General features: G+C 67.4%; 18 protein-coding genes. 14 read left to right on the forward strand and 4 right to left on the reverse strand.

The genetic code is table 11. The features are described from left to right. Positions 1-10 precede the first annotated feature (10 nt). From aspS to Q3A80_RS25915, 8 genes are all read left to right on the forward strand, one after another. A complete protein-coding gene (gene aspS, locus Q3A80_RS25880; protein WP_059528194.1) occupies positions 11-1,813 on the forward strand; it encodes an aspartate--tRNA ligase in 1,803 nt (600 codons plus the stop codon). A gap of 155 nt (positions 1,814-1,968) precedes the next feature. After that, complete coding sequence (gene nudB / locus Q3A80_RS25885; RefSeq protein ID WP_446331657.1) at positions 1,969-2,463, forward strand: dihydroneopterin triphosphate diphosphatase; 495 nt, start codon at positions 1,969-1,971, stop codon at positions 2,461-2,463. Further along, the gene (clsB, locus tag Q3A80_RS25890; RefSeq protein WP_446331658.1) at positions 2,460-3,734 is read left to right on the forward strand and encodes a cardiolipin synthase ClsB; all 1,275 of its coding nucleotides are present in this window, start codon (positions 2,460-2,462) and stop codon (positions 3,732-3,734) included. The genes nudB and clsB overlap by 4 nt, the downstream gene beginning before the upstream one ends. A 189-nt stretch (positions 3,735-3,923) precedes the next feature. Further along, complete coding sequence (locus Q3A80_RS25895) at positions 3,924-4,523, forward strand: TetR/AcrR family transcriptional regulator (RefSeq protein ID WP_011885991.1); 600 nt, start codon at positions 3,924-3,926, stop codon at positions 4,521-4,523. Positions 4,524-4,581: 58 nt separating this feature from the next. Then, the gene (locus tag Q3A80_RS25900; protein WP_446331659.1) at positions 4,582-6,369 is read left to right on the forward strand and encodes an acyl-CoA dehydrogenase C-terminal domain-containing protein; all 1,788 of its coding nucleotides are present in this window, start codon (positions 4,582-4,584) and stop codon (positions 6,367-6,369) included. Between the two features lie 113 nt (positions 6,370-6,482). Next, positions 6,483-8,918, forward strand: coding sequence for a 3-hydroxyacyl-CoA dehydrogenase/enoyl-CoA hydratase family protein (locus tag Q3A80_RS25905; RefSeq protein ID WP_446331660.1), 2,436 nt, complete (start codon positions 6,483-6,485; stop codon positions 8,916-8,918). A 111-nt stretch (positions 8,919-9,029) separates the two neighbouring features. Further along, complete coding sequence (locus tag Q3A80_RS25910) at positions 9,030-10,229, forward strand: acetyl-CoA C-acyltransferase (RefSeq protein ID WP_446331661.1); 1,200 nt, start codon at positions 9,030-9,032, stop codon at positions 10,227-10,229. A gap of 90 nt (positions 10,230-10,319) precedes the next feature. Beyond that, a complete protein-coding gene (locus tag Q3A80_RS25915; protein WP_446331662.1) occupies positions 10,320-11,087 on the forward strand; it encodes an enoyl-CoA hydratase in 768 nt (255 codons plus the stop codon). A 58-nt stretch (positions 11,088-11,145) separates the two neighbouring features. On the opposite strand, the gene fdhD is transcribed toward Q3A80_RS25915, so the two are convergent. After that, positions 11,146-11,976 carry a formate dehydrogenase accessory sulfurtransferase FdhD gene (fdhD, locus tag Q3A80_RS25920; RefSeq protein ID WP_446331663.1) on the reverse strand — a complete coding sequence of 277 codons (831 nt, stop codon included), beginning with the start codon at positions 11,974-11,976 and terminating at the stop codon, positions 11,146-11,148. 114 nt (positions 11,977-12,090) lie between these two features. Between fdhD and Q3A80_RS25925 the strand changes: the two genes are divergently transcribed. Next, positions 12,091-12,573 carry a nitrate reductase associated protein gene (locus Q3A80_RS25925; RefSeq protein WP_446331664.1) on the forward strand — a complete coding sequence of 161 codons (483 nt, stop codon included), beginning with the start codon at positions 12,091-12,093 and terminating at the stop codon, positions 12,571-12,573. A 36-nt stretch (positions 12,574-12,609) separates the two neighbouring features. Here the strand turns inward: Q3A80_RS25925 and Q3A80_RS25930 are convergent, their stop codons facing one another. Further along, on the reverse strand, positions 12,610-13,005 hold the full coding sequence (locus Q3A80_RS25930) for an acyl-CoA thioesterase (RefSeq protein WP_446331665.1): 396 nt from the start codon (positions 13,003-13,005) through the stop codon (positions 12,610-12,612). Positions 13,006-13,179: 174 nt separating this feature from the next. On the opposite strand from Q3A80_RS25930, the gene Q3A80_RS25935 reads away from it, so the two are divergent. Beyond that, complete coding sequence (locus Q3A80_RS25935; RefSeq protein WP_446331666.1) at positions 13,180-15,051, forward strand: ABCB family ABC transporter ATP-binding protein/permease; 1,872 nt, start codon at positions 13,180-13,182, stop codon at positions 15,049-15,051. Positions 15,052-15,264: 213 nt separating this feature from the next. Here the strand turns inward: Q3A80_RS25935 and murU are convergent, their stop codons facing one another. Together murU and Q3A80_RS25945 are read right to left on the reverse strand one after the other, a co-directional pair. Further along, positions 15,265-15,987 carry an N-acetylmuramate alpha-1-phosphate uridylyltransferase MurU gene (gene murU / locus Q3A80_RS25940; RefSeq protein WP_446331667.1) on the reverse strand — a complete coding sequence of 241 codons (723 nt, stop codon included), beginning with the start codon at positions 15,985-15,987 and terminating at the stop codon, positions 15,265-15,267. Positions 15,988-16,009: 22 nt separating this feature from the next. After that, positions 16,010-17,059 carry an aminoglycoside phosphotransferase family protein gene (locus Q3A80_RS25945; RefSeq protein ID WP_446331668.1) on the reverse strand — a complete coding sequence of 350 codons (1,050 nt, stop codon included), beginning with the start codon at positions 17,057-17,059 and terminating at the stop codon, positions 16,010-16,012. Positions 17,060-17,282: 223 nt separating this feature from the next. Between Q3A80_RS25945 and Q3A80_RS25950 the strand changes: the two genes are divergently transcribed. The 4 genes from Q3A80_RS25950 to rsmA are packed head-to-tail and all read left to right on the forward strand — an operon-like array spanning position 17,283 to position 22,941. Continuing rightward, the gene (locus Q3A80_RS25950; RefSeq protein ID WP_446331669.1) at positions 17,283-19,643 is read left to right on the forward strand and encodes an LPS-assembly protein LptD; all 2,361 of its coding nucleotides are present in this window, start codon (positions 17,283-17,285) and stop codon (positions 19,641-19,643) included. A 52-nt stretch (positions 19,644-19,695) separates the two neighbouring features. Continuing rightward, positions 19,696-21,054 carry a peptidylprolyl isomerase gene (locus Q3A80_RS25955; protein WP_446331670.1) on the forward strand — a complete coding sequence of 453 codons (1,359 nt, stop codon included), beginning with the start codon at positions 19,696-19,698 and terminating at the stop codon, positions 21,052-21,054. Between the two features lie 11 nt (positions 21,055-21,065). Next, complete coding sequence (gene pdxA / locus Q3A80_RS25960; protein ID WP_446331671.1) at positions 21,066-22,055, forward strand: 4-hydroxythreonine-4-phosphate dehydrogenase PdxA; 990 nt, start codon at positions 21,066-21,068, stop codon at positions 22,053-22,055. Between the two features lie 55 nt (positions 22,056-22,110). Further along, positions 22,111-22,941 (forward strand): 16S rRNA (adenine(1518)-N(6)/adenine(1519)-N(6))-dimethyltransferase RsmA, encoded by an 831-nt coding sequence (gene rsmA / locus Q3A80_RS25965; RefSeq protein ID WP_446331672.1) that lies wholly within the window; start codon positions 22,111-22,113, stop codon positions 22,939-22,941. Positions 22,942-22,978: the final 37 nt, after the last annotated feature.

The raw sequence follows: 22,978 nt of genomic DNA on the forward strand, positions 1-22,978 counted from the left end.
AGCAAACATCATGTCGATGCGTACTGAATACTGCGGTCTCGTGACCGAACACCTGCTGGGCCAAACCGTGTCGCTGTGCGGCTGGGTGCAGCGCCGCCGCGATCACGGCGGTGTGATCTTCATCGACCTGCGCGATCGTGAAGGCCTCGTGCAGGTGGTGTGCGACCCGGATCGCGCGGAAATGTTCGCGACCGCCGAAGGCGTGCGCAACGAGTTCTGCGTGCAGATCAAGGGTCTCGTGCGCAATCGTCCGGAAGGCACGGTCAACGCCGGCCTGAAGAGCGGCAAGATCGAAGTGCTGTGCCACGAGCTGATCGTGCTGAACGCGTCGATCACGCCGCCGTTCCAGCTCGACGACGACAACCTGTCGGAAACGACGCGCCTCACGCACCGCGTGCTCGACCTGCGCCGTCCGCAGATGCAGCACAACCTGCGCTTGCGCTACCGCGTCGCGATCGAAGCGCGCAAGTACCTCGACGAGCAGGGCTTCATCGACATCGAAACGCCGATGCTGACGAAGAGCACGCCGGAAGGCGCGCGCGACTACCTCGTGCCGTCGCGCGTGAACGCAGGCCAGTTCTTCGCGTTGCCGCAGTCGCCGCAGCTGTTCAAGCAGCTGCTGATGGTCGCGAACTTCGACCGCTACTACCAGATCACCAAGTGCTTCCGCGACGAGGATCTGCGCGCCGACCGTCAGCCGGAATTCACGCAGATCGACTGCGAGACGTCGTTCCTCGGCGAGCAGGAAATCCGCGACCTGTTCGAAGACATGATCCGTCACATCTTCAAGACGACGATCGACGTCGAACTCGACGCGAAATTCCCGGTGATGCCGTACTCGGAAGCGATGGCGCGTTTCGGCTCGGACAAGCCGGACCTGCGCGTGCAGCTCGAATTCACCGAGCTGACCGACGCGATGAAGGACGTCGACTTCAAGGTGTTCAGCACGCCGGCCAACGCGAAGGACGGCCGTGTCGCGGCGCTGCGCGTGCCGAAGGGCGGCGAGCTGTCGCGCGGCGACATCGACGGCTACACGGAATTCGTGCGCATCTACGGCGCGAAGGGCCTCGCATGGATCAAGGTCAACGAGAAGGCGAAGGGCCGCGACGGCCTGCAAAGCCCGATCGTCAAGAACCTGCACGACGCGTCGATCGCGGCGATCCTCGAGCGCACCGGCGCTGAAGACGGCGACATCATCTTCTTCGCGGCCGACCGCGCGAAGGTCGTCAACGACAGCCTCGGCGCACTGCGCCTGAAGATCGGCCATTCGGAATTCGGCAAGGCGAACGGCCTCGTCCAGGCCGGCTGGAAGCCGCTGTGGGTCGTCGACTTCCCGATGTTCGAATACGACGACGAAGACGCGCGCTACGTCGCCGCGCACCACCCGTTCACGAGCCCGAAGGACGAGCACCTCGAATACCTCGAGACCGACCCGGGCCGCTGCCTCGCGAAGGCGTACGACATGGTGCTGAACGGCTGGGAAATCGGCGGCGGCTCGGTGCGTATCCACCGCGAGGAAGTGCAGAGCAAGGTGTTCCGCGCGCTGAAGATCGGTGCGGAAGAAGCGCAGCTGAAGTTCGGCTTCCTGCTCGACGCACTGCAGTACGGCGCGCCGCCGCACGGCGGTATCGCGTTCGGTCTCGACCGCATCGTCACGATGATGGCCGGTGCCGACTCGATCCGCGACGTGATCGCGTTCCCGAAGACGCAGCGTGCGCAGGATCTGCTCACGCAGGCGCCGAGCCCGGTCGACGAGCGTCAGCTGCGCGAACTGCACATTCGTCTGCGTCAGCCGGAGCAGCCGAAGGCGTAACGCTTGTCAAAGATCGTGTGCGCGGCCACGCGTGCACGATGCCCAACGAAAAAGGCGCCGCTGTGCGCCTTTTTCGTTTTTTGCGGTACAGTCGCAGCACTTGCCGCACGTTCGGGCACAGGCCGCCGAACGGCCCTGTGCCGCATGAAACAAAGATGACGAAGCCGCCGAAAATTCCCGAATCCGTTCTCGTCGTGATCTACACGCCTGAACTCGACGTGCTGGTGATCAAGCGCGCCGATCAGCCGGATTTCTGGCAATCGGTGACCGGATCGAAGGACACGCTCGACGAGCCGCTCGCGCTCACGGCCGCGCGCGAAGTGGTCGAGGAAACCGGCATCGCGGTCGGCACGCACGACGTGCCGGCCACCGCGCTGATCGACTGGCACCACCGGATCGAATACGCGATCTATCCGCAATACCTGCATCGCTATGCACCGGGCGTCACGCGCAACGTCGAGCACTGGTTCGGCCTGTGCGTGCCGCGCCGCGTCGACGTGACGCTGTCGCCGCGCGAGCATGTCGACTACGCGTGGCTGCCGTACCGCGAGGCGGCCGCGCGCTGCTTCTCGCCGTCGAACGCCGAGGCGATCCTGCAACTGCCCGTGCGCGTGTCGCTTGCGCGGGCGCCGCACGGCTCGTCCGCATGAATGCGGAAACCCGCAAGCGCTTCGCGCAATTGCGGCAGATGTTCCTGCAGGAGCGCGGCTCCGCGTCGCGGCTCGCATTCACGACCGGCAACACGGTGCGGCTGTGCGAGACCGGCGCGGAATTCTTCCAGGCGCTGATCGAACGGATCGATGCGGCGCGCGAGCAGGTGATGCTCGAAACCTACATCTTCTGCGACGACGCGGCCGGCCGGCCCGTGTCGGATGCGCTGATCCGCGCGGTGCAGCGCGGCGTGCGCGTGCGCGTGATCACCGACGGCGTCGGCACCGCACGGCTGCCGCTGTTCGACACGTGGGCCGACGCCGGTGTCGAGCACTGCATCTACAACCGCTACCTGTTCGGCCGCTTCGGCTTCTCGCGCACGCACCGCAAGCTCGCGGTGATCGATCATGCGGTCGCGTTCTGCGGCGGCATCAACATCGTCGACGACTACGCGCAGGGCAGCGCGACACTGCCGTTTCCGCGCTGGGATTTCGCGGTCGAGATGGCCGGGCCCGCGGTGTCGGACGTGCGTGCCGCGTTCGAGCTGCAGTGGCACCGGATCCAGTTCGGCCACAAGCCGTACGCGCAGTACGCGGCCGGGCTGCACGGCGGCGAGGCGTTCCCGGACATGTTCCGGCGCTGGATGCGCAGCCACCGCTGGATCAAGGCCGGCGCGCTGCGGGTCGTGACCGAGCCGAGCATCGCGTTCGTCGCGCGCGACAACGTCGTGAACCGCCGCGCGATCGAGAAGGCGTATCTCGCCGCGATCGGCCAGGCGCGTCACCGGATCCTGCTCGCGAATCCGTATTTCATGCCGGGGCGCAAGCTGCGCCGCGCGCTGACGGGCGCCGCGCGCCGCGGCGTCGACGTGCGGGTGCTGATCGGGCGCAAGGAGTTCACGGCGCTCGATACGGCCGTGCCGTTCCTGTATCACGCGCTGCTGCGCGCGGGCGTGCGCGTGGCCGAATACGACAAGACGATCCTGCACGGCAAGGTCGCGGTGATCGACGACAACTGGGCGACCGTCGGCTCGTCGAATCTGGACGCGCTGAGCCTGATGCTGAACAACGAGGCGAACGTGGTGCTGGTGCGCTACGACACGATCACGAACGAGCTGCGCGACGCGATCGCGGCCGCGTTCACCGAAGGGCGCGAAATCGACGCCGCGCGGTATGCCGCACGGCCGCGGATCGAGCGTATGCTGAACTGGCTCGCGTACAACACGTATCGCATCGTGATGAAGGCGCTGACGGTCGGCGGTTACGACTAAGCGTTCGCTTCATAAATCCGTCCGCACGTTCGTGCGGAAAAGCCGCTCCGGTCCCGCCGGAATCGCGCAAAATAGCGGCTCGGTTAGACACCGGTTTCTAATAATTTCCTTGTTTCGCGAGCGGCCGCACTCAATAATAGTACGGCCGTTCGATTTTATTCGAACCCCCGAACGGTTACAGAAAAAGCTATGCGAAAAGGCGAACAGACGCGTGCCGCGATACTCGAAGCTGCTTTGGACCTCGCCAGCCGTGACGGGCTGGAGGGGCTGACGATCGGCCTGCTGGCCGAGCGCATGCAGATGAGCAAGAGCGGCGTGTTTGCGCACTTCGGATCGCGCGAGGACCTGCAGGTCGAGGTCGTCCGCGAATATCACCATCGTTTCGAGAACGAGGTGTTCTTTCCGAGCCTGCGCGAGCCGCGCGGTCTGCCGCGCCTGCGGGCGATGCTGGCGCGCTGGATCGAGAAGCGCATCCAGGAGGTGACGACTGGCTGCATCTACATCAGCGGCGCCGTCGAGTACGACGACCGGCCGGACAGCCCCGTGCGCGAGCAGTTGATCGCGAGCGTGACCGCCTGGCGTGCCGCGTTGCTGCGCGCCATTTCGCAGGCGAAGGAAGAAGGCCATCTGCGTGCGGATTCGGATCCGGACCTGATGCTCTTCGAGTTGTACAGCTTCACGCTCGGCCTGCATCACGACGCCCGCTTCCTGCATTCGCCGGATGCCGTGCGCCTCACGTGGGCCGCGCTGGAAAAGACGATCGTTTCGTATCAGAGCGAGAGCCGTTAGCGGCGCGTGATCCGCCCGCCAGGAGCTCGAGCCGTTTTGCCCACCTTTGGAGAGAGTCATGGGACAGTACGCCGCGCCGCTGCGCGACATGCAATTCGTGTTGCACGAGCTTCTGAACGTCGAAGCCGAGGTCAAGCAAATGCCGCGGCACGCGGACCTCGACGCCGACACGATCAACCAGGTCCTGGAGGAAGCGGGCAAGTTCTGCTCCGAGGTGCTGTTTCCGCTGAACCAGGTCGGCGACCGCGAGGGCTGCACGTATGAAGGCGACGGCGTCGTGAAGACGCCGACCGGCTTCAAGGAAGCGTACCGGCAGTACGTCGAGGCCGGCTGGCCGGCGCTCGGCTGCGATCCGGACTACGGCGGCCAGGGCCTGCCCGCGTTCGTGAACAACGCGCTGTACGAGATGCTGAATTCGGCGAACCAGGCATGGACGATGTATCCGGGCCTGTCGCACGGCGCGTACGAATGCCTGCATGCGCACGGCGCGCCGGAACTGCAGAAGCAATATCTGCCGAAGCTCGTGTCGGGCGAATGGACGGGCACGATGTGCCTGACCGAGCCGCACTGCGGCACCGACCTCGGCATCCTGCGCACCAAGGCCGAACCGAACGGCGACGGCTCGTACTCGATCAGCGGCACGAAGATCTTCATCTCGAGCGGCGAGCACGACATGTCGAAGAACATCGTCCACCTCGTGCTCGCGCGCCTGCCGGACGCGCCGCAAGGCACGAAGGGGATTTCGCTGTTCATCGTGCCGAAGTTCATTCCGGACGCATCGGGCGAGCCGGGCGAGCGCAACGGCATCAAGTGCGGCTCGATCGAACACAAGATGGGCATCCACGGCAACTCGACGTGCGTGATGAACCTCGACAACGCGAAGGGCTGGATGGTCGGCGAGCCGAACAAGGGCTTGAACGCGATGTTCGTGATGATGAACGCCGCGCGTCTGGGCGTCGGCATGCAGGGCCTCGGCCTCACGGAAGTCGCTTACCAGAACTCGCTCGCGTACGCGAAGGAACGCCTGCAGATGCGTTCGCTGACCGGCCCGAAGGCGCCGGACAAGCCGGCCGACCCGATCATCGTGCACCCGGACGTGCGCCGCATGCTGCTCACGCAGAAGGCCTACGCGGAAGGCGCGCGCGCGTTCACGTACTGGTCCGCGCTGCAGATCGACAAGGAACTGTCGCATGCCGACGAAGCCGTGCGCAAGGAAGCGGCCGACCTCGTCGCGCTGCTCACGCCGATCATCAAGGCGTTCCTGACCGACAACGCGTTCGAGTCGACCAACCACGCGATGCAGATCTACGGCGGTCACGGCTTCATCTCCGAGTGGGGCATGGAGCAGTACGTGCGCGACGCGCGGATCAACATGATCTACGAAGGGACGAACTCGATCCAGTCGCTCGACCTGCTCGGCCGCAAGGTGCTCGGTGACATGGGCGCGAAGCTGAAGAAGTTCGGCAAGCTCGTCACCGAATTCGCGGAAGCCGAAGGCGTGAAGCCGGAGATGGCCGAGTTCATCAACCCGCTCGCCGACATCGGTGAAAAGGTGCAGAAGCTGACGATGGAAATCGGCATGAAGGCGATGCAGAACCCGGACGAAGTCGGCGCGGCCGCCGTGCCGTATCTGCGCACCGTCGGCCACCTGGTGTTCTCGTACTTCTGGGCGCGCATGGCGCGTCTCGCGCTCGACAAGGAAGCGTCGGGCGATCCGTTCTACAAGTCGAAGCTCGCGACGGCCCGCTTCTACTTCGCGCGCCTGCTGCCCGAAACGGCCGCGACGATCCGCGCCGCGCGCGCCGGTTCGAAGACGCTGATGGAAGTCGACGAATCGCTGTTCTGATGCAGGTCCGGGCGGTGCGCGCCGCGCGCCGCCCGGACGCAACGGTTCCTGGTACTCACTTCGCCGTGCAGCCCTCCCAATCCGCGCTGCACGACACCATCCGGAGACATCCCGTGAGCAATTTCCTGATTCGCAAGGTCGCCGTGCTGGGCGCCGGCGTGATGGGCGCGCAGATCGCCGCGCACCTCGTCAACGCGCGCGTGCCGGTGCTGCTGTTCGACCTGCCGGCCAAGGAAGGCCCGAAAAACGCGATCGCGCTGAAGGCGATCGAGAACCTGAAGAAGCTGTCGCCGGCGCCGTTCGGCGTGAAGGACGACGCGAAATACCTCGAAGCGGCGAACTACGAAGACGACATCGCGAAGCTCGCCGAATGCGACGTCGTGATCGAGGCGATCGCCGAGCGGATGGACTGGAAGCACGACCTGTACAAGAAGGTCGCGCCGCACATCGCGCCGAATGCGATCTTCGCGACCAATACGTCGGGGCTGTCGATCACGAAGCTGTCCGAAGGTTTCTCGGACGAGCTGAAGTCGCGCTTCTGCGGCGTGCATTTCTTCAACCCGCCACGCTACATGCACCTCGTCGAGCTGATCCCGACCGCGCATACGCGTCCGGAAATCCTCGACCAGCTCGAAACCTTCCTGACGAGCGTCGTTGGCAAGGGCGTCGTGCGCGCGAAGGACACGCCGAACTTCATCGCGAACCGCGTCGGCATCTTCTCGATCCTCGCGGTGATCACCGAGGCCGCGAAATTCGGCCTGCGCTTCGACGAAGTCGACGACCTGACGGGCAGCCGCCTCGGCCGCGCGAAGTCGGCGACGTTCCGCACCGCGGACGTGGTCGGCCTCGACACGATGGCGCACGTGATCAAGACGATGCAGGACAACCTCGCCGACGATCCGTTCTTCCCGGTCTATCAGACGCCTGCCGTGCTCGCCGAACTGGTGAAGCAGGGCGCGCTCGGCCAGAAGACGGGCGGCGGGTTCTACAAGAAGGAAGGCAAGGCGATCAAGGTGCTCGACGCGAAGACGGGCGCCTACGTGGACTCGGGCGCGAAGGCGGACGAAACCGTCGGCCGCATCCTGAAGCGTCCGCCGGCGGAGCGCCTGAAGCTGCTGCGCGAGACGGACCATCCGCACGCGCAGTTCCTGTGGTCGATCTTCCGCGACGTGTTCCACTACATCGGCGTGCATCTCGAATCGATCGCCGACAACGCGCGCGACGTCGACCTCGCGATCCGCTGGGGCTTCGGCTGGAACGAAGGCCCGTTCGAAGGCTGGCAGGCCGCCGGCTGGAAGCAGGTCGCCGAGTGGGTGCAGGAAGACATCGCGGCCGGCAAGGCGCTCGCGAACGTGCCGCTGCCGTCGTGGGTGCTCGAAGGCCCGGTCGCCGAGAAGGGCGGCGTGCACACGGCCGAAGGCTCGTGGGCACCGGCGTCGAAGCGCTTCGTGCCGCGCTCGGACCTCGCCGTGTACGGCAAGCAGGTGTTCCGCGCGCCGCTCATCGGCGAAACCGGCGCGGATCCGAAGACGTACGGCAAGACGCTGTTCGAAACCGACGCGGTGCGTGCCTGGGTCGATGACCGTGCAGGCGAGGACGACGTCGTGATCGTGTCGTTCAAGTCGAAGATGAACACGATCGGACCGAGCGTGATCGACGGCCTCGTGCAGGCGATCGAACTCGCGGAGAAGGACTACAAGGGTGTGGTGATCTGGCAGCCGACGTCGCTGAAGCTCGGCACGCCGGGCGGCCCGTTCTCGGCCGGCGCGAACCTCGAGGAGGCGATGCCCGCGTTCATGATGGGCGGCGCGAAGGGCATCGAGCCGTTCGTGAAGAAGTTCCAGGAAGGCATGCTGCGCGTGAAGTACGCGAACGTGCCGGTCGTCGCGGCCGTGTCGGGCATCGCGCTCGGCGGCGGGTGCGAGCTGATGCTGCACAGCGCGAAGCGCGTCGTGCACGTCGAGAGCTACATCGGTCTCGTCGAAGTGGGCGTCGGCCTCGTGCCGGCGGGCGGCGGCCTGAAGGAAGCGGCGCTGCGCGCAGCGGACGCCGCGACGGCCGCGAACGCGACCACCGACATCCTGAAGTTCGTGACGAAGTCGTTCGAGAACGCGGCGATGGCGAAGGTATCGTCGTCCGCGCACGATGCGCGTGCGATGGGCTACGTGAAGCCGTCCGACACGATCGTCTTCAACGTGTTCGAACTGCTCGACACCGCGAAGAAGGAAGCGCGTGCGCTGGCCGACACCGGCTACCGCGCACCGCTGCGCGCGAAGGACGTGCCGGTCGCAGGCCGCTCGGCGATCGCGACGATCAAGGCATCGCTCGTCAACATGCGCGACGGCCGCTTCATCAGCGATCACGACTTCCTGATCGCGAGCCGCATCGCCGAAGCCGTGTGCGGCGGCGACGTCGAAGCCGGCAGCCTCGTCGACGAAGAATGGCTGCTCGCGCTCGAGCGCCGCGCATTCGTCGAGCTGCTCGGCACGCAGAAGACGCAGGAACGGATCATGGGCATGTTGCAGACCGGCAAGCCGGTGCGTAACTGAGGACTGTGTTCGAGGCCGGAGTCGGCGCTGATGCGCCTGCTCCGGCCGATCGCCAAGGCATGGGATCGGAGTAAGCGCTGAAGCGCCAACTCCGATCGACAGGAGCTTCAAATGAGCAAACAATTGCAAGACGCATACATCGTCGCCGCCAGCCGCACCCCGATCGGCAAGGCACCGCGCGGTGTCTTCAAGAACACGCGCCCCGACGAGCTGCTGGTTCACGCGATCAAGTCGGCGGTCGCGCAGGTGCCCGGCTTCGACACGAAGCTGATCGAGGACGCGATCATCGGCTGCGCGATTCCGGAAGCCGAGCAGGGGCTGAACGTCGCGCGCATGGGCGCGCTGCTCGCGGGCCTGCCGCAGACGGTCGGCGGCGTGACGGTCAACCGCTTCTGCGCGTCGGGCATCACCGCGCTCGCGATGGCGGCCGACCGCATCCGCGTCGGCGAATCGGACGCGATCTTCGCCGGCGGCTGCGAATCGATGAGCATGGTGCCGATGATGGGCAACAAGCCGTCGATGTCGCCGCACATCTTCGATCGCAGCGAAGACTTCGGCATCGCATACGGGATGGGCCTGACGGCCGAGCGCGTCGCCGAGCAGTGGAAGGTGAGCCGCGAGGACCAGGACGCGTTCTCGGTCGAATCGCACCGCAAGGCGCTCGCCGCGCAGCAGGCCGGCGAGTTCGGCGACGAGATCGCCGCGTACACGATCACCGAGCGCTTCCCGAACCTCGCGACCGGCGAAATCGACGTGAAGACGCGCGAGATCAAGCTCGACGAAGGCCCGCGCGCGGACACGACGCTCGAAGGTCTCGCGAAGCTGCGCACGGTGTTCGCGAACAAGGGCTCGGTCACGGCCGGCAACAGCTCGCAAACTTCCGACGGCGCAGGCGCGCTGCTCGTCGTGTCGGAGAAGGTGCTCAAGCAATTCAACCTGACGCCGCTCGCGCGCTTCGTGAGCTTCGCGGTGCGCGGCGTGCCGCCCGAGATCATGGGCATCGGGCCGAAGGAAGCGATTCCGGCCGCGCTGAAGGCCGCGGGCCTGAAGCAGGACGATCTCGACTGGATCGAGCTGAACGAGGCATTCGCCGCGCAGTCGCTGGCGGTGATCCGCGATCTCGGCCTCGACCCGTCGAAGGTCAACCCGGTCGGCGGCGCGATCGCACTCGGCCACCCGCTCGGCGCGACCGGCGCGATCCGCGCGGCGACCGTCGTGCACGGGCTGCGCCGCCGCAACCTGAAGTACGGGATGGTCACGATGTGCGTCGGCACCGGCATGGGTGCGGCGGGCATCATCGAACGCCTGTAAGCGGGACGCGACGAAGAGCGACGACGGTGCGCGGGCCACGAGCTCGCGCACCGTTTTTCATTCCGGTAGGGGCAAGACAAGGAGACGGTGGTGTCCGACATTCAAGTGGAACGCGCCGACGGCGTGATGACGATCACGATCGCGCGGCCGGCGAAGAAGAACGCGCTGACGGCGGCGATGTACCAGACGATGGCCGACGCGCTCGCCGACGCGCAGGAAGACAAGGCGGTCCGCGTCGTCCTGCTGCGCGGCAGCGACGGCAATTTCAGCGCGGGGAACGACCTCGAGGATTTCCTGAAGGCGCCGCCGAAGGACGAGAACGCATCGGTGTTCCAGTTCCTCGCGCGGATCAGCACCGCGAGCAAGCCGATCGTCGCCGCGGTGCCGGGCATCGCGGTGGGGGTCGGCGTGACGATGCTGCTGCATTGCGACCTCGTCTACGCGGCCGACACCGCGACGTTCTCGCTGCCGTTCGCGCAGCTCGGGCTGTGCCCGGAGGCCGCGTCGAGCGTGCTGCTGCCGCGCCTGGCCGGCCATCAGATCGCCGCCGAGAAGCTGCTGCTCGGCGAAGCGTTCGATGCGCTCGAAGCGCACCGGATCGGCATCGTCAATCGCGTGCTGCCGGCGGCCGAACTCGACGCGTTCGCGGCGAAGCAGGCCGCGAAGCTCGCGGCGCTGCCGGCGTCGTCGCTGCGCGTGACGAAGGCGCTGCTGAAGGAGACGGGCGGCGTGGCGGTGGCCGCGCGGATGACCGAGGAAGCCGCGCACTTCTCCGCGATGCTGCGCGCGCCCGAGGCGCGCGAGGCGATGACCGCGTTCTTCGAGAAGCGCAAGCCGGATTTCCGTCAGTTCGACTGACGAAGCGGCCCGCGCCGGCGGTCACGGGTCGCACGCCGGCGCGCCTGCACGGACGGCATCAGGCCGTGCCGTAATCCACGTGGCCGGTCTCGCGGCAGAAGCTGACGAGCCGCAGGCCGGCCGTCTTCGCGATCGCGATCGCGAGCGACGACGGCGCCGAAATGGTCGCGACCAGCGGAATGCCGACCCGTGCGGACTTGCGCACGAGCTCGTAGCTCGCGCGGCTCGACAGGAACACGAAGCCGTCGGTCGCGTCCGCGCGCGCCAGCACGAGCGAGCCGATCAGCTTGTCGAGCGCGTTGTGGCGACCGACGTCCTCGAACGCCATCCGGATCGCGCCTGTTGCATCGCACCACGCGGCCGCGTGCAGGCCGCCGGTGAGCTGCGTGAGCGCCTGGTGCGCCGGCAGCGCATGCGCCGCACGCGCGAGCGCGTCGGGCGCGAGGCGCGCGAGAAAGCCGGTATCCGGCACGCGTTCGGGCGCGAGATCGAGCAGGTCGATGCTTTCGATCCCGCACACGCCGCAGCCGGTGCGTCCGGCCAGCGCGCGGCGCCGGTCCTTCAGCGCGGCGAACGCCTGCTGGACGACTTCCAGATGCACCTCCGCGTGCGGCAGCGGCGTGTCGGCGTGCAGCACCACGTCGATGTCCTTGATGTCGCTGCCGCGCTCGACGATCCCTTCCGAGATCGCGAAGCCGACCGCGAACGCTTCGAGATCGCGCGGCGTGCACATCATCACCGCATGCGAGATGCCGTTGAAGACCAGCGCGACCGGCCACTCCTGGCCGACGTAGTCGTGCGCGGTTTCGACGGCGCCGCCGCGCGTGCGGCGCACGGACAGCTCGATCGCGCCGCGCGGTTCTTCTGTTTCGGTCGGATTCACGAGCACTCCCGTTGATTCGAGACAGCGGCGGCGACGATCGTGTGCGCCGCTCGCGCGCAGAGGTTCTAAAATACCCCAGGCAGGCCGGCCGCGCCGGCATCCGCCACTCAGGTAACGACCATGGGACTCAGCGACGCTCCGCTGCTATTCGATTTCGAACACGATTCGTCGGAAAACCTGACGTACATCCCGATGATCGTGCGTTTCAATCTCGACCGCTTCGGTCTGCGGATTTCGCTCGAGCAGTGGCAGCTGCTGCCGCTCGAGGACCGCAAGCTGCTCGCGCGCTTTCCGGCCGACGACGACACCGCGATCGAGCCCAACTTCGATCACGCGCTGTTCGAAATGCTGCGCACGCACGCGGATCTCGAACCGTCGTGGTTCCAGCCGGACGAACAGCCGAGCTGGCGCGCGACCGACGCGGTGCCGGACGCGCTCGTGCAGCAGAGCGCGCTGGCCGGGTTGCCGGCGCCGGCGCTCGCGCAATGGCAGCGGCTCGCGCCGTTCCAGCGCTACGTGCTGATGAAGCTGTCGCGCAAGCCGACGCTCAATCACGACTTCGTGCCGGCGATGCGCGAGTTCGGGCTCACGGCCACGCACTGACGGGCCCCGGGGAACGCCGCGGGCGGTGCCGGCCCGTTACAGCTGCGGCAGCTGCCGCGGCTTGCGGTCGGGGCCGGTCGCGACGTAGGTGAGCGTCGCTTCGGTGACCTTCACGATCTCGCCGATCAGGCGCATGCGCTGCGCGTACACCTCGACGTCGACCGTCACCGACGTGTTGCCGGTGCGCGTGATGGTCGCGTAGAAGCTCAGCAGGTCGCCGACGAACACCGGCTGCTTGAACACGAACGAATTGACCGCGACCGTCGCGACGCGGCCGTTCGCGCGCTGGCTCGCGGGAATCGAGCCGGCGATGTCGACCTGCGACATGATCCAGCCGCCGAACACGTCGCCGTGGACGTTCGCGTCGTGCGGTTGCGGGACGACGCGCAGCGCGGGCTGCTTGTTCGGGAGTTCGAGGGTCGAATCGGTCATGGCGGGGGCTTTCATCCTGTAATAATTGCGCCGCCGCGCGCAGCCCGGCCGGCGAGGCCGCCGGCAGCGGCGCGTAGCGGCTTCTGCGACAATACAACGTTCGCAAATTGTACGAGAAAGCACGCGAGTCGAGCGCCGCAGCACGCGTCTCGCACCGCCGCCGATCCTTCCCCCATGCGCCGATATTCCGCTTCCGGCGAGCCCGCGCCGGCTCCGACCGGGCCTCGCAACGACTGGCAGACCATCCGGTCGCTGCTGCCGTACCTCGCCACCTACAAATGGCGCGTCGTGCTCGCGCTCGGCTGCCTGATCGGCGCGAAGGTCGCGAACCTCGGCGTGCCGGTCGTGATGAAGCGCATCGTCGACCACCTGTCCGCCGTGCAGCAGCTGACCGCGCTCGGCCGCGCCGAACAGTCGGCCGGGATCGTGCTCGCGGGCGGCGTCGGGCTGCTGGTCGTCGCGTATGCGCTCGTGCGGCTGTCGACGTCGCTCTTCACCGAGCTGCGCGAAATCCTGTTCTCGAAGGTCACCGAGAGCGCGGTGCGTCAGCTCGCGCTGCAGGTGTTCCGGCATCTGCACGGGCTGTCGCTGCGGTTCCATCTCGAACGCCAGACGGGCGGCATGTCGCGCGACATCGAGCGCGGCACGCGCGGCATCCAGCAACTGATCTCCTATTCGCTGTACAGCATCCTGCCGACGCTGGTCGAGGTCGGGCTCGTGCTCGGCTTTTTCGTGGTCAAGTACGAGGCCTACTACGCGTACGTGACGTTCGCGGCGCTCGTCACCTACATCGTGTTCACCGTGAAGGTCACCAACTGGCGCACGCATTTTCGCCGCACGATGAACGAACTCGATTCGCGCGCGAACTCGCGGGCGATCGATTCGCTGATCAACTACGAGACGGTGAAGTACTTCGGCAACGAGGAGTGGGAAGCGCAGCGCTACGACGAGAATCTGAAGCGCTACCGCAAGGCCGCGATCCGCTCGCAGAACTCGCTGTCGGTGCTGAACTTCGGCCAGCAGGCGATCATCGGCACCGGGCTCGTGTTCATCCTGTGGCGCGCGACGCAGGGCGTGCTCGCCGGCAAGCTGACGCTCGGCGATCTCGTGCTGATCAACACGTTCATGCTGCAGCTGTACATTCCGCTGAATTTCCTCGGCGTCGTCTATCGCGAGCTGAAGCAGAGCCTGACCGACATGGACCGGATGTTCGGGTTGCTGTCGTCGACGAAGGAAGTCGCGGATGCGGCCGACGCGCGGCCGCTCGCGGTGGCCGGCGCGCAGGTGCGCTTCGAGCACGTGAATTTCGCGTACGAGGCGTCGCGGCAGATCCTGCACGACGTGACCTTCACGATCGACGCCGGCACGACGACCGCGGTGGTCGGCCACAGCGGCTCGGGCAAGTCGACGCTGTCTCGGCTGCTGTTCCGCTTCTACGACCTCGACCGGCAGACGGGCGGCGCGATCCGGATCGACGGCCAGGACATTCGCGACGTGACGCAGGACTCGCTGCGCGCGTCGATCGGGATCGTGCCGCAGGACACCGTGCTGTTCAACGACTCGATCTACTACAACATCGCGTACGGCCGGCCGACCGCGAGCCGCGACGAAGTGATCGCGGCCGCGCGCGCTGCGCACATCCACGACTTCATCGAGAGCTTGCCGAAGGGCTATGACACGCCGGTCGGCGAGCGCGGGCTGAAGCTGTCGGGCGGCGAGAAGCAGCGCGTCGCGATCGCGCGCACGCTGTTGAAGGATCCGCCGGTGCTGCTGTTCGACGAGGCGACGTCCGCGCTCGATTCGCGCTCGGAGCGCGCGATCCAGCACGAGCTCGACCAGATCGCGCGGCATCGCACGACGCTCGTGATCGCGCACCGGCTGTCGACGGTCGTGCATGCGCAGCAGATTCTCGTGATGGACCACGGGCGGATCGTCGAACGCGGCACGCACGACGCGCTCGTGCGCGCGGACGGGCTGTATGCGCAGATGTGGGCGCTGCAGCAGCAGCGCGCGGCCGCGGGCGGGGAAGCGGCCGAGGCCGCGTGAGGCTGGGTACCGTGCGGCAGGATGTGCGGGGAGGGGCGGCGGTTTGTCGGCTGTCCGGTGACGGATCGCACGGTGGCGGCACGGACGGGCGAGCCGGCGGAGTGCTCGCGGTACTGGCTTCCCGCTCGATAGGTTACTGATCCGCCGAACCGCCATTGGCCCGCCAGATCATCGAGCGCCTTGCCGGCGAACCTGCGCCCGGCCGCTCGACGATCAGCTGGCAGCGGCGCGCAGCCGCGCGTCGAGCTCGCCGAGCTGCGCGGGCGTGCCGACGTTCTCCCAGATACCTTCATACAATTCACCGGTCGCGCGGCCGGCTTCGATCGTCGCCTGGAAATACGGCTTCAGCGCGCGGTGCGTACCGGGCGCGATGTCGCGGAACATCCGCGTGTCGTAGACGCCGATGCTGCCGAACGTGACGCGCGGCGCGCCGGCGAGCGCCAGCCGGCCGTCGTCGCGCAGCACGAAATCGCCGGCCGGATGGAACGGCGGATTCGGCACCATCACGAGATGCATCGCGGGTGCTTCGAGTGCGGCCATCTCCGCGGCGCGCGCGACAAGCGTCCGGTAGTCGAACGCGCAGTACACGTCGCCTGCGACCGCCGCGAACACCGTCGGCTGCCCGTCGCGTTCGAGCAGCGGCAGCGCCTTGGCGATGCCGCCTGCGGTTTCCAGCGCGTCGCCTTCGGCCGAATACGCGAGCCGTACGCCCCAGCGCGAGCCGTCGCCGAGCGTCGCCTCGAGCTGCTCGCCGAGCCACGCGTGGTTGATCACGATCGTCTCGATGCCCGCGCGCGCGAGCGCCTCGATCTGCCAGACGATCAGCGGCTTGCCGCCGGCTTCGAGCAGCGGTTTCGGGCGGGTGTCGGTCAGCGGGCGCATCCGCTCGCCGCGGCCGGCGGCGAAGATCATCGCCGTGGTCAGGGTAGTGCTCATGTTCGGCTGAAGGTGAAGGCGGTCAGAACGTATAGCCGACGTCGGCCGCGCCCTTGCCCTCGAGCTCGTCGAGCAGCTTCGCGAACGGCACGAGCGGGCGGTAGCGCAGCGCGACCTTGCGCGCATACGCGAGGAAGCGCGGCAGGTCGGCGAGGTAATGCGGCTTGCCGTCGCGATAGTTGATGCGCGCGAACAGGCCGAGGATCTTGATGTGACGCTGCAGCCCCATCCATTCGAGCTGCCGGTAGAACTCGCCGAAATCCGGCTCGACCGGCAGGCCGGCCTTCTTCGCCTTTTCCCAGTAGTACGCGAAGCAGTCGAGCTCGAACTCCTCGTCCCAGCTGATGAACGCGTCACGCAGCAGCGACACGACGTCGTACGTCAGCGGCCCGTACACCGCGTCCTGAAAATCGAGCACGCCCGGGTTCGGCTCGCACACCATCAGGTTGCGCGGCATGAAATCGCGCAGCATGAAGCCCTGCGGCTGTGCGTGCGCGCTTGCGACCAGCAGCGCGAACGTGCGGTCGAGCGTGCCGCGCATCGCGTCGGTGACGGGCTTGCCGAGGTGCCGGCCGATGAACCATTCGGGCAGCAGCTCCATTTCGCGGCGCAGGAACGCCTCGTCGAACGGCGGCAGCACGTCGGGCTTCGAGCTCAGCTGGAAGCGGATCAGCGCGTCGAGCGCGGCGCGCATCAGCGGGCGGGCGGCGACCGGATCGGCCGGGTCGAGCACCGAGATGTACGACGTGCGGCCGAGGTCCGTCACGAGCATGAAGCCCGCGTCGAAATCGTGCGCCAGCACGTCCGGTACGTGGTCGCCGGCCGCGGCGAGCAGCTGCGCGACCTGCACGAATTCGCGGCACTTCTCGGGCGGCGGCGCATCGACCGCGACCAGCGAGCCGCCGGGGCTCGTGGCCGACGCGACACGGAAATAGCGGCGGAAACTGGCGTCCGACGACGCGGGCGCGAGGGTCGACAGGTCGAGGGCGTAGCGCTCGGCGAGCGGGCGCAGCCACGCGGTGAGCGCTTCGAGGCGGGCGTCGGGCTGGGATGCGGCGGATGGGGGCGTCATGAAACTCGGCGGAGGGGGGAACGTCTTGCCATATAATACCCCACGACTTTTTTGACGCGCCCCGCGTCAGCTTCCGCCGTGCAGGCCCGTGGCCTGTCGCGCGGTCCGCCCGATCGCCTCCCCGGTTTGCGCAGAGCCGCAGTCGCGGTTCGACGGTGCGGCCCGCCGCACGCGGATGTGCCGTGCAGGTGCGGTTGACAAGGGGCGATTCGCCAAACGATAGATGCCGCCCAAACCGCTATTCCCGAATGTCTTCCCCGCTGACGGGGTGCCGCGCAAACGGCGGCTCGCGCTCGCGCTCCTGGCCGTGCCCGGCCTCGTGCCGGCCGTGTCGCACGCGCAGCTGTCGGGCGCGGCCGCGCAGCCGCAGCCGCTCGACTCGCCGTGGGACCTGCGCCTCGCCCCGCAGCTCGAGGATCATCCGCTGAAGGACGGCGCGAAGCCGGCCGCCTTCGTGATCGCCGACCATACGAGCGGCACGGCCGAGCAGGACCTGGCCGCGAAGGGCTCGGCCGAACTGCGCCGCGGCGACGCGGTCGTGAAGGCCGACGCGATCCACTACGATCAGGATACCGACATGGCCGACGCGTACGGCCAGGTCAGGGTGATCAACGGCGGCACGTCGTTCGCGGGCCCCGAGGCGCATCTGAAGGTCGAGGCGAACCAGGGCTTCATGACGGCGCCGAAGTACCACTTCAACGTGACGGGCGGGTCCGGCAGCGCGGAGCGCGTCGACCTGCTCGACAGCGAGCGCTCGGTGTTCGTCAACGGCACCTACACCGCGTGCCAGTGCTCGACGAACCCCGCGTGGTACATCAAGGGCAGCCGCTTCGACTTCGATACGGGCGCCGACGAAGGCACCGCGCGCAACGGCGTGCTGTTCTTCCAGGGCGTGCCGATCTTCGCGAGCCCGTGGATGACGTTCCCGCTGTCGGGCGAGCGCCGCAGCGGCCTGCTGCCGCCGACGTTCTCGATGAACTCGAACAACGGGTTCGAGCTGTCGCTGCCGTATTACTTCAACATCGCGCCGAACCGCGACCTGACGATCACGCCGCGCATCATCTCGCGGCGCGGCGTGCAGACGGAGGCGACGTTCCGCTACCTGTCGCCGTCGTATTCGGGCACGTTTACGGCCAATTACCTGCCGAGCGACCGGCTCGCGCACCGCGATCGCTACGCGGTCTACTGGCAGCACCAGCAGAACTTCGGCGGCGGTTTCGGCGGCTACGTCTATTACAACAAGGTCTCGGACAACACGTATCCCGAAGATCTTGGGTCGATGAACCAGTTCATCAACGGGACGCAGACGCTGTACCAGCAGGAAGCCGGCCTCACGTACAACAAGGGCCCGTGGTCGGTGCTCGCGCGCTACCAGCACTGGCAGACGCTGCCGCCGTCGATCGCGCCGTACAGCCGCGAGCCGCAGCTGAACGTGAAGTACACGAAGTACAACGTCGGCGGCTTCGACTTCGGCGCGGAAGCCGACTATTCGCGGTTCCGCATCACCACCGCCGATGCGACCGAAGGCGACCGGATCGTCTTCAACCCGTACATCGCATACGGCGTGTACGGCCCCGGCTACTTCGTCGTGCCGAAGGTCCAGTACCACTTCGCGTCGTACGACCTGAACTACCTGTCGTCGACCACGCCGAACAGCCCGAAGCGCTTCACCGAGTCGATCCCGACCGTGAGCTTCGACTCGGGCCTGATCTTCGACCGCTCGGTGCGCCTGTTCGGCCAGGACTTCATCCAGACCCTCGAGCCGCGCCTGTACTACGTGTACACGCCGTATCGCGACCAGTCGAACGCGCCGCTGTTCGACACCGCGGAATCGGACTTCGGGCTCGCGGAGATCTACCAGCCGAACACGTTCGTCGGCAACGACCGGATCGCGGACGCGAACCGGATCACGGCCGGCCTGACGTCGCGCTTCATCGATCCGCGCACCGGCGACGAGCGCGCGCGCTTCGTGGTCGCGCAGCAGTACTATTTCGCCAACCAGCGCGTGACGCTGAACTCGGGGCAGAGCGCGGTGCAGGCGCGCCACTCCGACCTGATCGTCGGCGCCGCGCTGAAGCTCGGCTCCGGCTTCATGTCCGAGACGGCGTTCCAGTACAACCAGAACAACAACCAGCTCGTGAAGTCGAGCATCGGTTTCGGGTTCAGCCCGGGCGAGCGCCGCGTGATCAACGTCGGCTACCGCTACACGCGTGCGAACACGACGCTCGACAACCAGCCGATCAACCAGTTCCTGGTGTCCGCGCAGTGGCCGCTCACGCGCCGCCTGTATGCGATCGGCCGCTTCAACTACGACCTGGCCGCCGACCGGATCGTCGACGGTCTGCTCGGCTTACAATACGACGCGGATTGCTGGGCGCTCGGGGTCGGGGTCCAGCGGTACGCGAACGGCGTGAACACGTCGGGGCAGCAGAATTCGTCGACGCGCTTCATGATGCAGCTGACGCTGAAGGGGCTGTCGAGCGTCGACAACGGTCTCGTCGCCGCATTCCGCGCCGGGGTGCCGGGCTATACGCCGCTGCCGTCCGCGCCGCCGCCGATGTCCCGCTTCAGCAACTACGAGTAACGCCGGCTTTGTCTGCACCGGTCAGCACGATTTCAATGGAGTATCAGTGGCAATGAAGAAAACCCTTCGTTTCGCGGCAGTCGTGTCCAGCCTCGCCGCGTCCGCCGCGCTGCTCGCCGCTGCGCCGGCCGCGGCGCAGGCGCTCGGTTCGCAAGGCGCGCAGCTCGCCGACGAAGTCGTCGCGGTCGTCAACAACGACGTGATCACCGGCCGCGAACTCGACCAGCGCGTCGGCCTGATCTCGCGCCGGCTGCAGCAGCAGAACGCCCCCGTGCCGCCCGTCGACCAGCTGCGCGCGCAGGTGCTGAACCAGATGGTGCTCGAACGCATCCAGGTGCAGAAGGCGAAGGACGACGGGATCCGCGTCGACGACGCGACCGTGCAGGCCACGCTGCAGCGCCTCGCGCAGGCGAACGGGATGACGCTCGACCAGTATCGCGCGCGCATCGTCGCGCAAGGCGTGCCCTGGAGCGTGTTCACGAGCGACGCGCGCACCGAGCTGATGCTGTCGAAGCTGCGCGAGCGCGAGGTCGACGGCAAGATCACCGTGTCGGACGCCGAGGTCGCGAACTACATTGCGAGCCAGCGCGGGCCGAGCGCGTCGCAGCAGCAGGACCTGCGCTTCCAGCACATCTTCATCAAGGCGCCGACCAACGCGCCGCAGGCCGAGATCGAAGCCGCGCAGAAGAAGGCCGAAGCGCTGCTGCAGCAGGCCACGTCGGGCGCCGATTTCGAGAAGCTCGCGAAGAACAATTCGGAAGCGAACGACGCGAAGAAGGGTGGCGACCTCGGCTTCAAGGCGCCGGGCGCGCTGCCGGCCGACGTCGTCGAAGCCGCCTCGAAGCTGCGTCCGGGCCAGGTCAATCCGACGCTGATCCGCGTGCCGGACGGCTTCGAGATCGTGCGTCTCGTCGACCGCCGCCAGAGCCAGGGCGCGACCGCCGCGGCACCGAAGATCGTCCAGACGCACGTGCGCCACATCCTGCTGCGCGTCGGCGAAGGCAAGTCCGAAGGGCAGGCGCGCCAGCAGCTGCAGGACATCCGCCGGCAGGTCGAGGCGGGCGGCGACTTCGCGAAGTTCGCGCGCACCTACTCGCAGGACGGTTCGGCGTCGCAGGGCGGCGATCTCGGCTGGATCAGCCCGGGCGAGACCGTGCCGGAATTCGAGCGGGCGATGAACAACCTGCAGGACGGCCAGATCAGCCAGCCGATTCGTACCGAGTACGGCTACCATCTGATCCAGGTGCTCGAGCGCCGCGAAGCGGAAGGCTCGGTGCAGCAGCAGATGGATATCGCGCGCCAGGCGATCGGCCAGCGCAAGGCCGAGCAGGCGTATGCCGACTGGTTGCGCGAGCTGCGCGACTCGTCGTACGTGCAGTACAAGATCGGCGGCGTCGGCCCGGCGAACTGAGCGAGCTTCACATGACGGCACCCGCGCTGCAGATCGCGATCACGACCGGCGAACCCGCGGGGGTCGGCCCGGAGCTGACCGTGCAGGCGTTGCAGGATGCGGCGCGGCGCTGGCCGGGCGCGCATTTCACCGTGCTCGGCGACGCCGCGCTGATCGACGCGCGCGCGGCCGCCGTCGGCGCCGACCGCGCAGTACTTGCGGGCGGCGGCCCGGTGTCGGTCGAGCATCATCCGCTTGCCGTGCCCGCGCAGGCTGGCAAGCTCGACGCGGCCAACGGCCGCTACGTGCTCGGGCTGCTCGATGCGGCGATCGACGGCGCGGTGGCCGGCCGGTTCGACGCGATCGTCACCGCACCGCTGCAGAAGAGCACGATCAACGATGCCGGCGTGCCGTTTACCGGCCATACCGAATACCTGGCCGAGCGCACGCACACGCCGCGCGTCGTGATGATGCTGGCGGGCACCGGCGAACGGCCGCTGCGCGTCGCGCTCGCGACCACGCACCTGCCGCTGAAGGACGTATCGGCCGCGCTGACGATCGACGGGCTCGTCGACACGCTCGCGATCGTCGACCGCGACCTGCGGCGCGACTTCGGTCTCGCGGCGCCGCGCATCCTCGTGACGGGGCTGAACCCGCACGCGGGCGAGAACGGCTATCTCGGGCGCGAGGAGATCGACGTGATCGCGCCGGCGCTTGCACGCGCGCAAGCGCAGGGCATCGACGCGCGCGGCCCGTATCCGGCCGACACGCTGTTCCAGCCGCGCTATCTCGAGGGCGCCGATTGCGTGCTCGCGATGTTCCACGATCAGGGCCTGCCCGTGCTGAAGTATGCGACCTTCGGCGAGGGCATCAACGTCACGCTCGGGCTGCCGATCATCCGCACGTCGGTCGATCACGGCACCGCGCTCGATCTGGCCGGCAGCGGCCGCGCGGATCCGGGCAGCATGGTCGCCGCGCTCGACACGGCCGTCACGATGGCGCACCATCGCCGCGCGTCCTGACGCACGCAGGCGCAGGCCTGACCTTATTCGTCGCTTTTTTCGTTTTTCTCAGTCGATGTCGAACAGCAGACAGCACCAAGGCCACTTTGCGCGCAAGCGCTTCGGGCAGAACTTCCTCGTCGATCACGGCGTGATCGACTCGATCGTCGCGACGATCGGCCCCGCGCGCGGCCAGCGGATGGTCGAGATCGGCCCCGGCCTCGGCGCGCTGACCGAGCCGCTGATCGCGCGTCTCGCGACACCGGAGTCGCCGCTGCATGCGGTCGAGCTCGACCGCGACCTGATCGGGCGCCTGCAGCAGCGCTTCGGCGCGCTGCTCGAGCTGCATGCCGGCGACGCGCTCGCGTTCGACTTCGGCTCGCTCGCCGCGCCCGGCGACAAGCCGTCGCTGCGCATCGTCGGCAACCTGCCGTACAACATCTCGAGCCCGCTGCTGTTTCACCTGATGACGTTCGCGGGTGTGGTGATCGACCAGCATTTCATGCTGCAGAACGAAGTCGTCGAGCGGATGGTCGCGGAGCCGGGCACGAAGGCGTTCTCGCGGCTGTCGGTGATGCTGCAGTACCGCTACGTGATGGACAAGATGCTCGACGTGCCGCCGGAATCGTTCCAGCCGCCGCCGAAGGTCGATTCGGCGATCGTCCGGATGATCCCGTACGAGCCGCACGAACTGCCCGATGTCGATCCCGTGCTGCTCGGCGAAGTCGTCACGGCCGCGTTCTCGCAGCGCCGCAAGATGCTGCGCAATACGCTCGGCGATTATCGCGAGACGATCGATTTCGACGGGCTCGGCTTCGATCTCGCGCGGCGCGCGGAGGATGTGAGCGTGGCCGAATATGTCGGCGTCGCGCAGGCGCTGGCGAAGGTGCGCAAGGCCGCGCAATAGCGGCAACGCGGGCGCCGGCTCGAGCTCACGAGGCTGC

It is taken from the genome of Burkholderia sp. SR8 (genome assembly GCF_052851275.1).

Excerpts from the sequence above, each read along its gene's own strand:
- aspS (WP_059528194.1), top strand. The coding sequence starts at position 11 with ATGTCGATGCGTACTGAATACTGCGGTCTCGTGACCGAACACCTGCTG.
- nudB (WP_446331657.1), top strand. The coding sequence starts at position 1,969 with ATGACGAAGCCGCCGAAAATTCCCGAATCCGTTCTCGTCGTGATCTAC.
- clsB (WP_446331658.1), top strand. The coding sequence starts at position 2,460 with ATGAATGCGGAAACCCGCAAGCGCTTCGCGCAATTGCGGCAGATGTTC.
- Q3A80_RS25895 (WP_011885991.1), top strand. The coding sequence starts at position 3,924 with ATGCGAAAAGGCGAACAGACGCGTGCCGCGATACTCGAAGCTGCTTTG.
- Q3A80_RS25900 (WP_446331659.1), top strand. The coding sequence starts at position 4,582 with ATGGGACAGTACGCCGCGCCGCTGCGCGACATGCAATTCGTGTTGCAC.
- Q3A80_RS25910 (WP_446331661.1), top strand. The coding sequence starts at position 9,030 with ATGAGCAAACAATTGCAAGACGCATACATCGTCGCCGCCAGCCGCACC.
- Q3A80_RS25925 (WP_446331664.1), top strand. The coding sequence starts at position 12,091 with ATGGGACTCAGCGACGCTCCGCTGCTATTCGATTTCGAACACGATTCG.
- Q3A80_RS25930 (WP_446331665.1), bottom strand. The coding sequence starts at position 13,005 with ATGACCGATTCGACCCTCGAACTCCCGAACAAGCAGCCCGCGCTGCGC.
- Q3A80_RS25935 (WP_446331666.1), top strand. The coding sequence starts at position 13,180 with ATGCGCCGATATTCCGCTTCCGGCGAGCCCGCGCCGGCTCCGACCGGG.
- murU (WP_446331667.1), bottom strand. The coding sequence starts at position 15,987 with ATGAGCACTACCCTGACCACGGCGATGATCTTCGCCGCCGGCCGCGGC.
- Q3A80_RS25945 (WP_446331668.1), bottom strand. The coding sequence starts at position 17,059 with ATGACGCCCCCATCCGCCGCATCCCAGCCCGACGCCCGCCTCGAAGCG.
- Q3A80_RS25950 (WP_446331669.1), top strand. The coding sequence starts at position 17,283 with ATGCCGCCCAAACCGCTATTCCCGAATGTCTTCCCCGCTGACGGGGTG.
- Q3A80_RS25955 (WP_446331670.1), top strand. The coding sequence starts at position 19,696 with ATGAAGAAAACCCTTCGTTTCGCGGCAGTCGTGTCCAGCCTCGCCGCG.
- pdxA (WP_446331671.1), top strand. The coding sequence starts at position 21,066 with ATGACGGCACCCGCGCTGCAGATCGCGATCACGACCGGCGAACCCGCG.
- rsmA (WP_446331672.1), top strand. The coding sequence starts at position 22,111 with ATGTCGAACAGCAGACAGCACCAAGGCCACTTTGCGCGCAAGCGCTTC.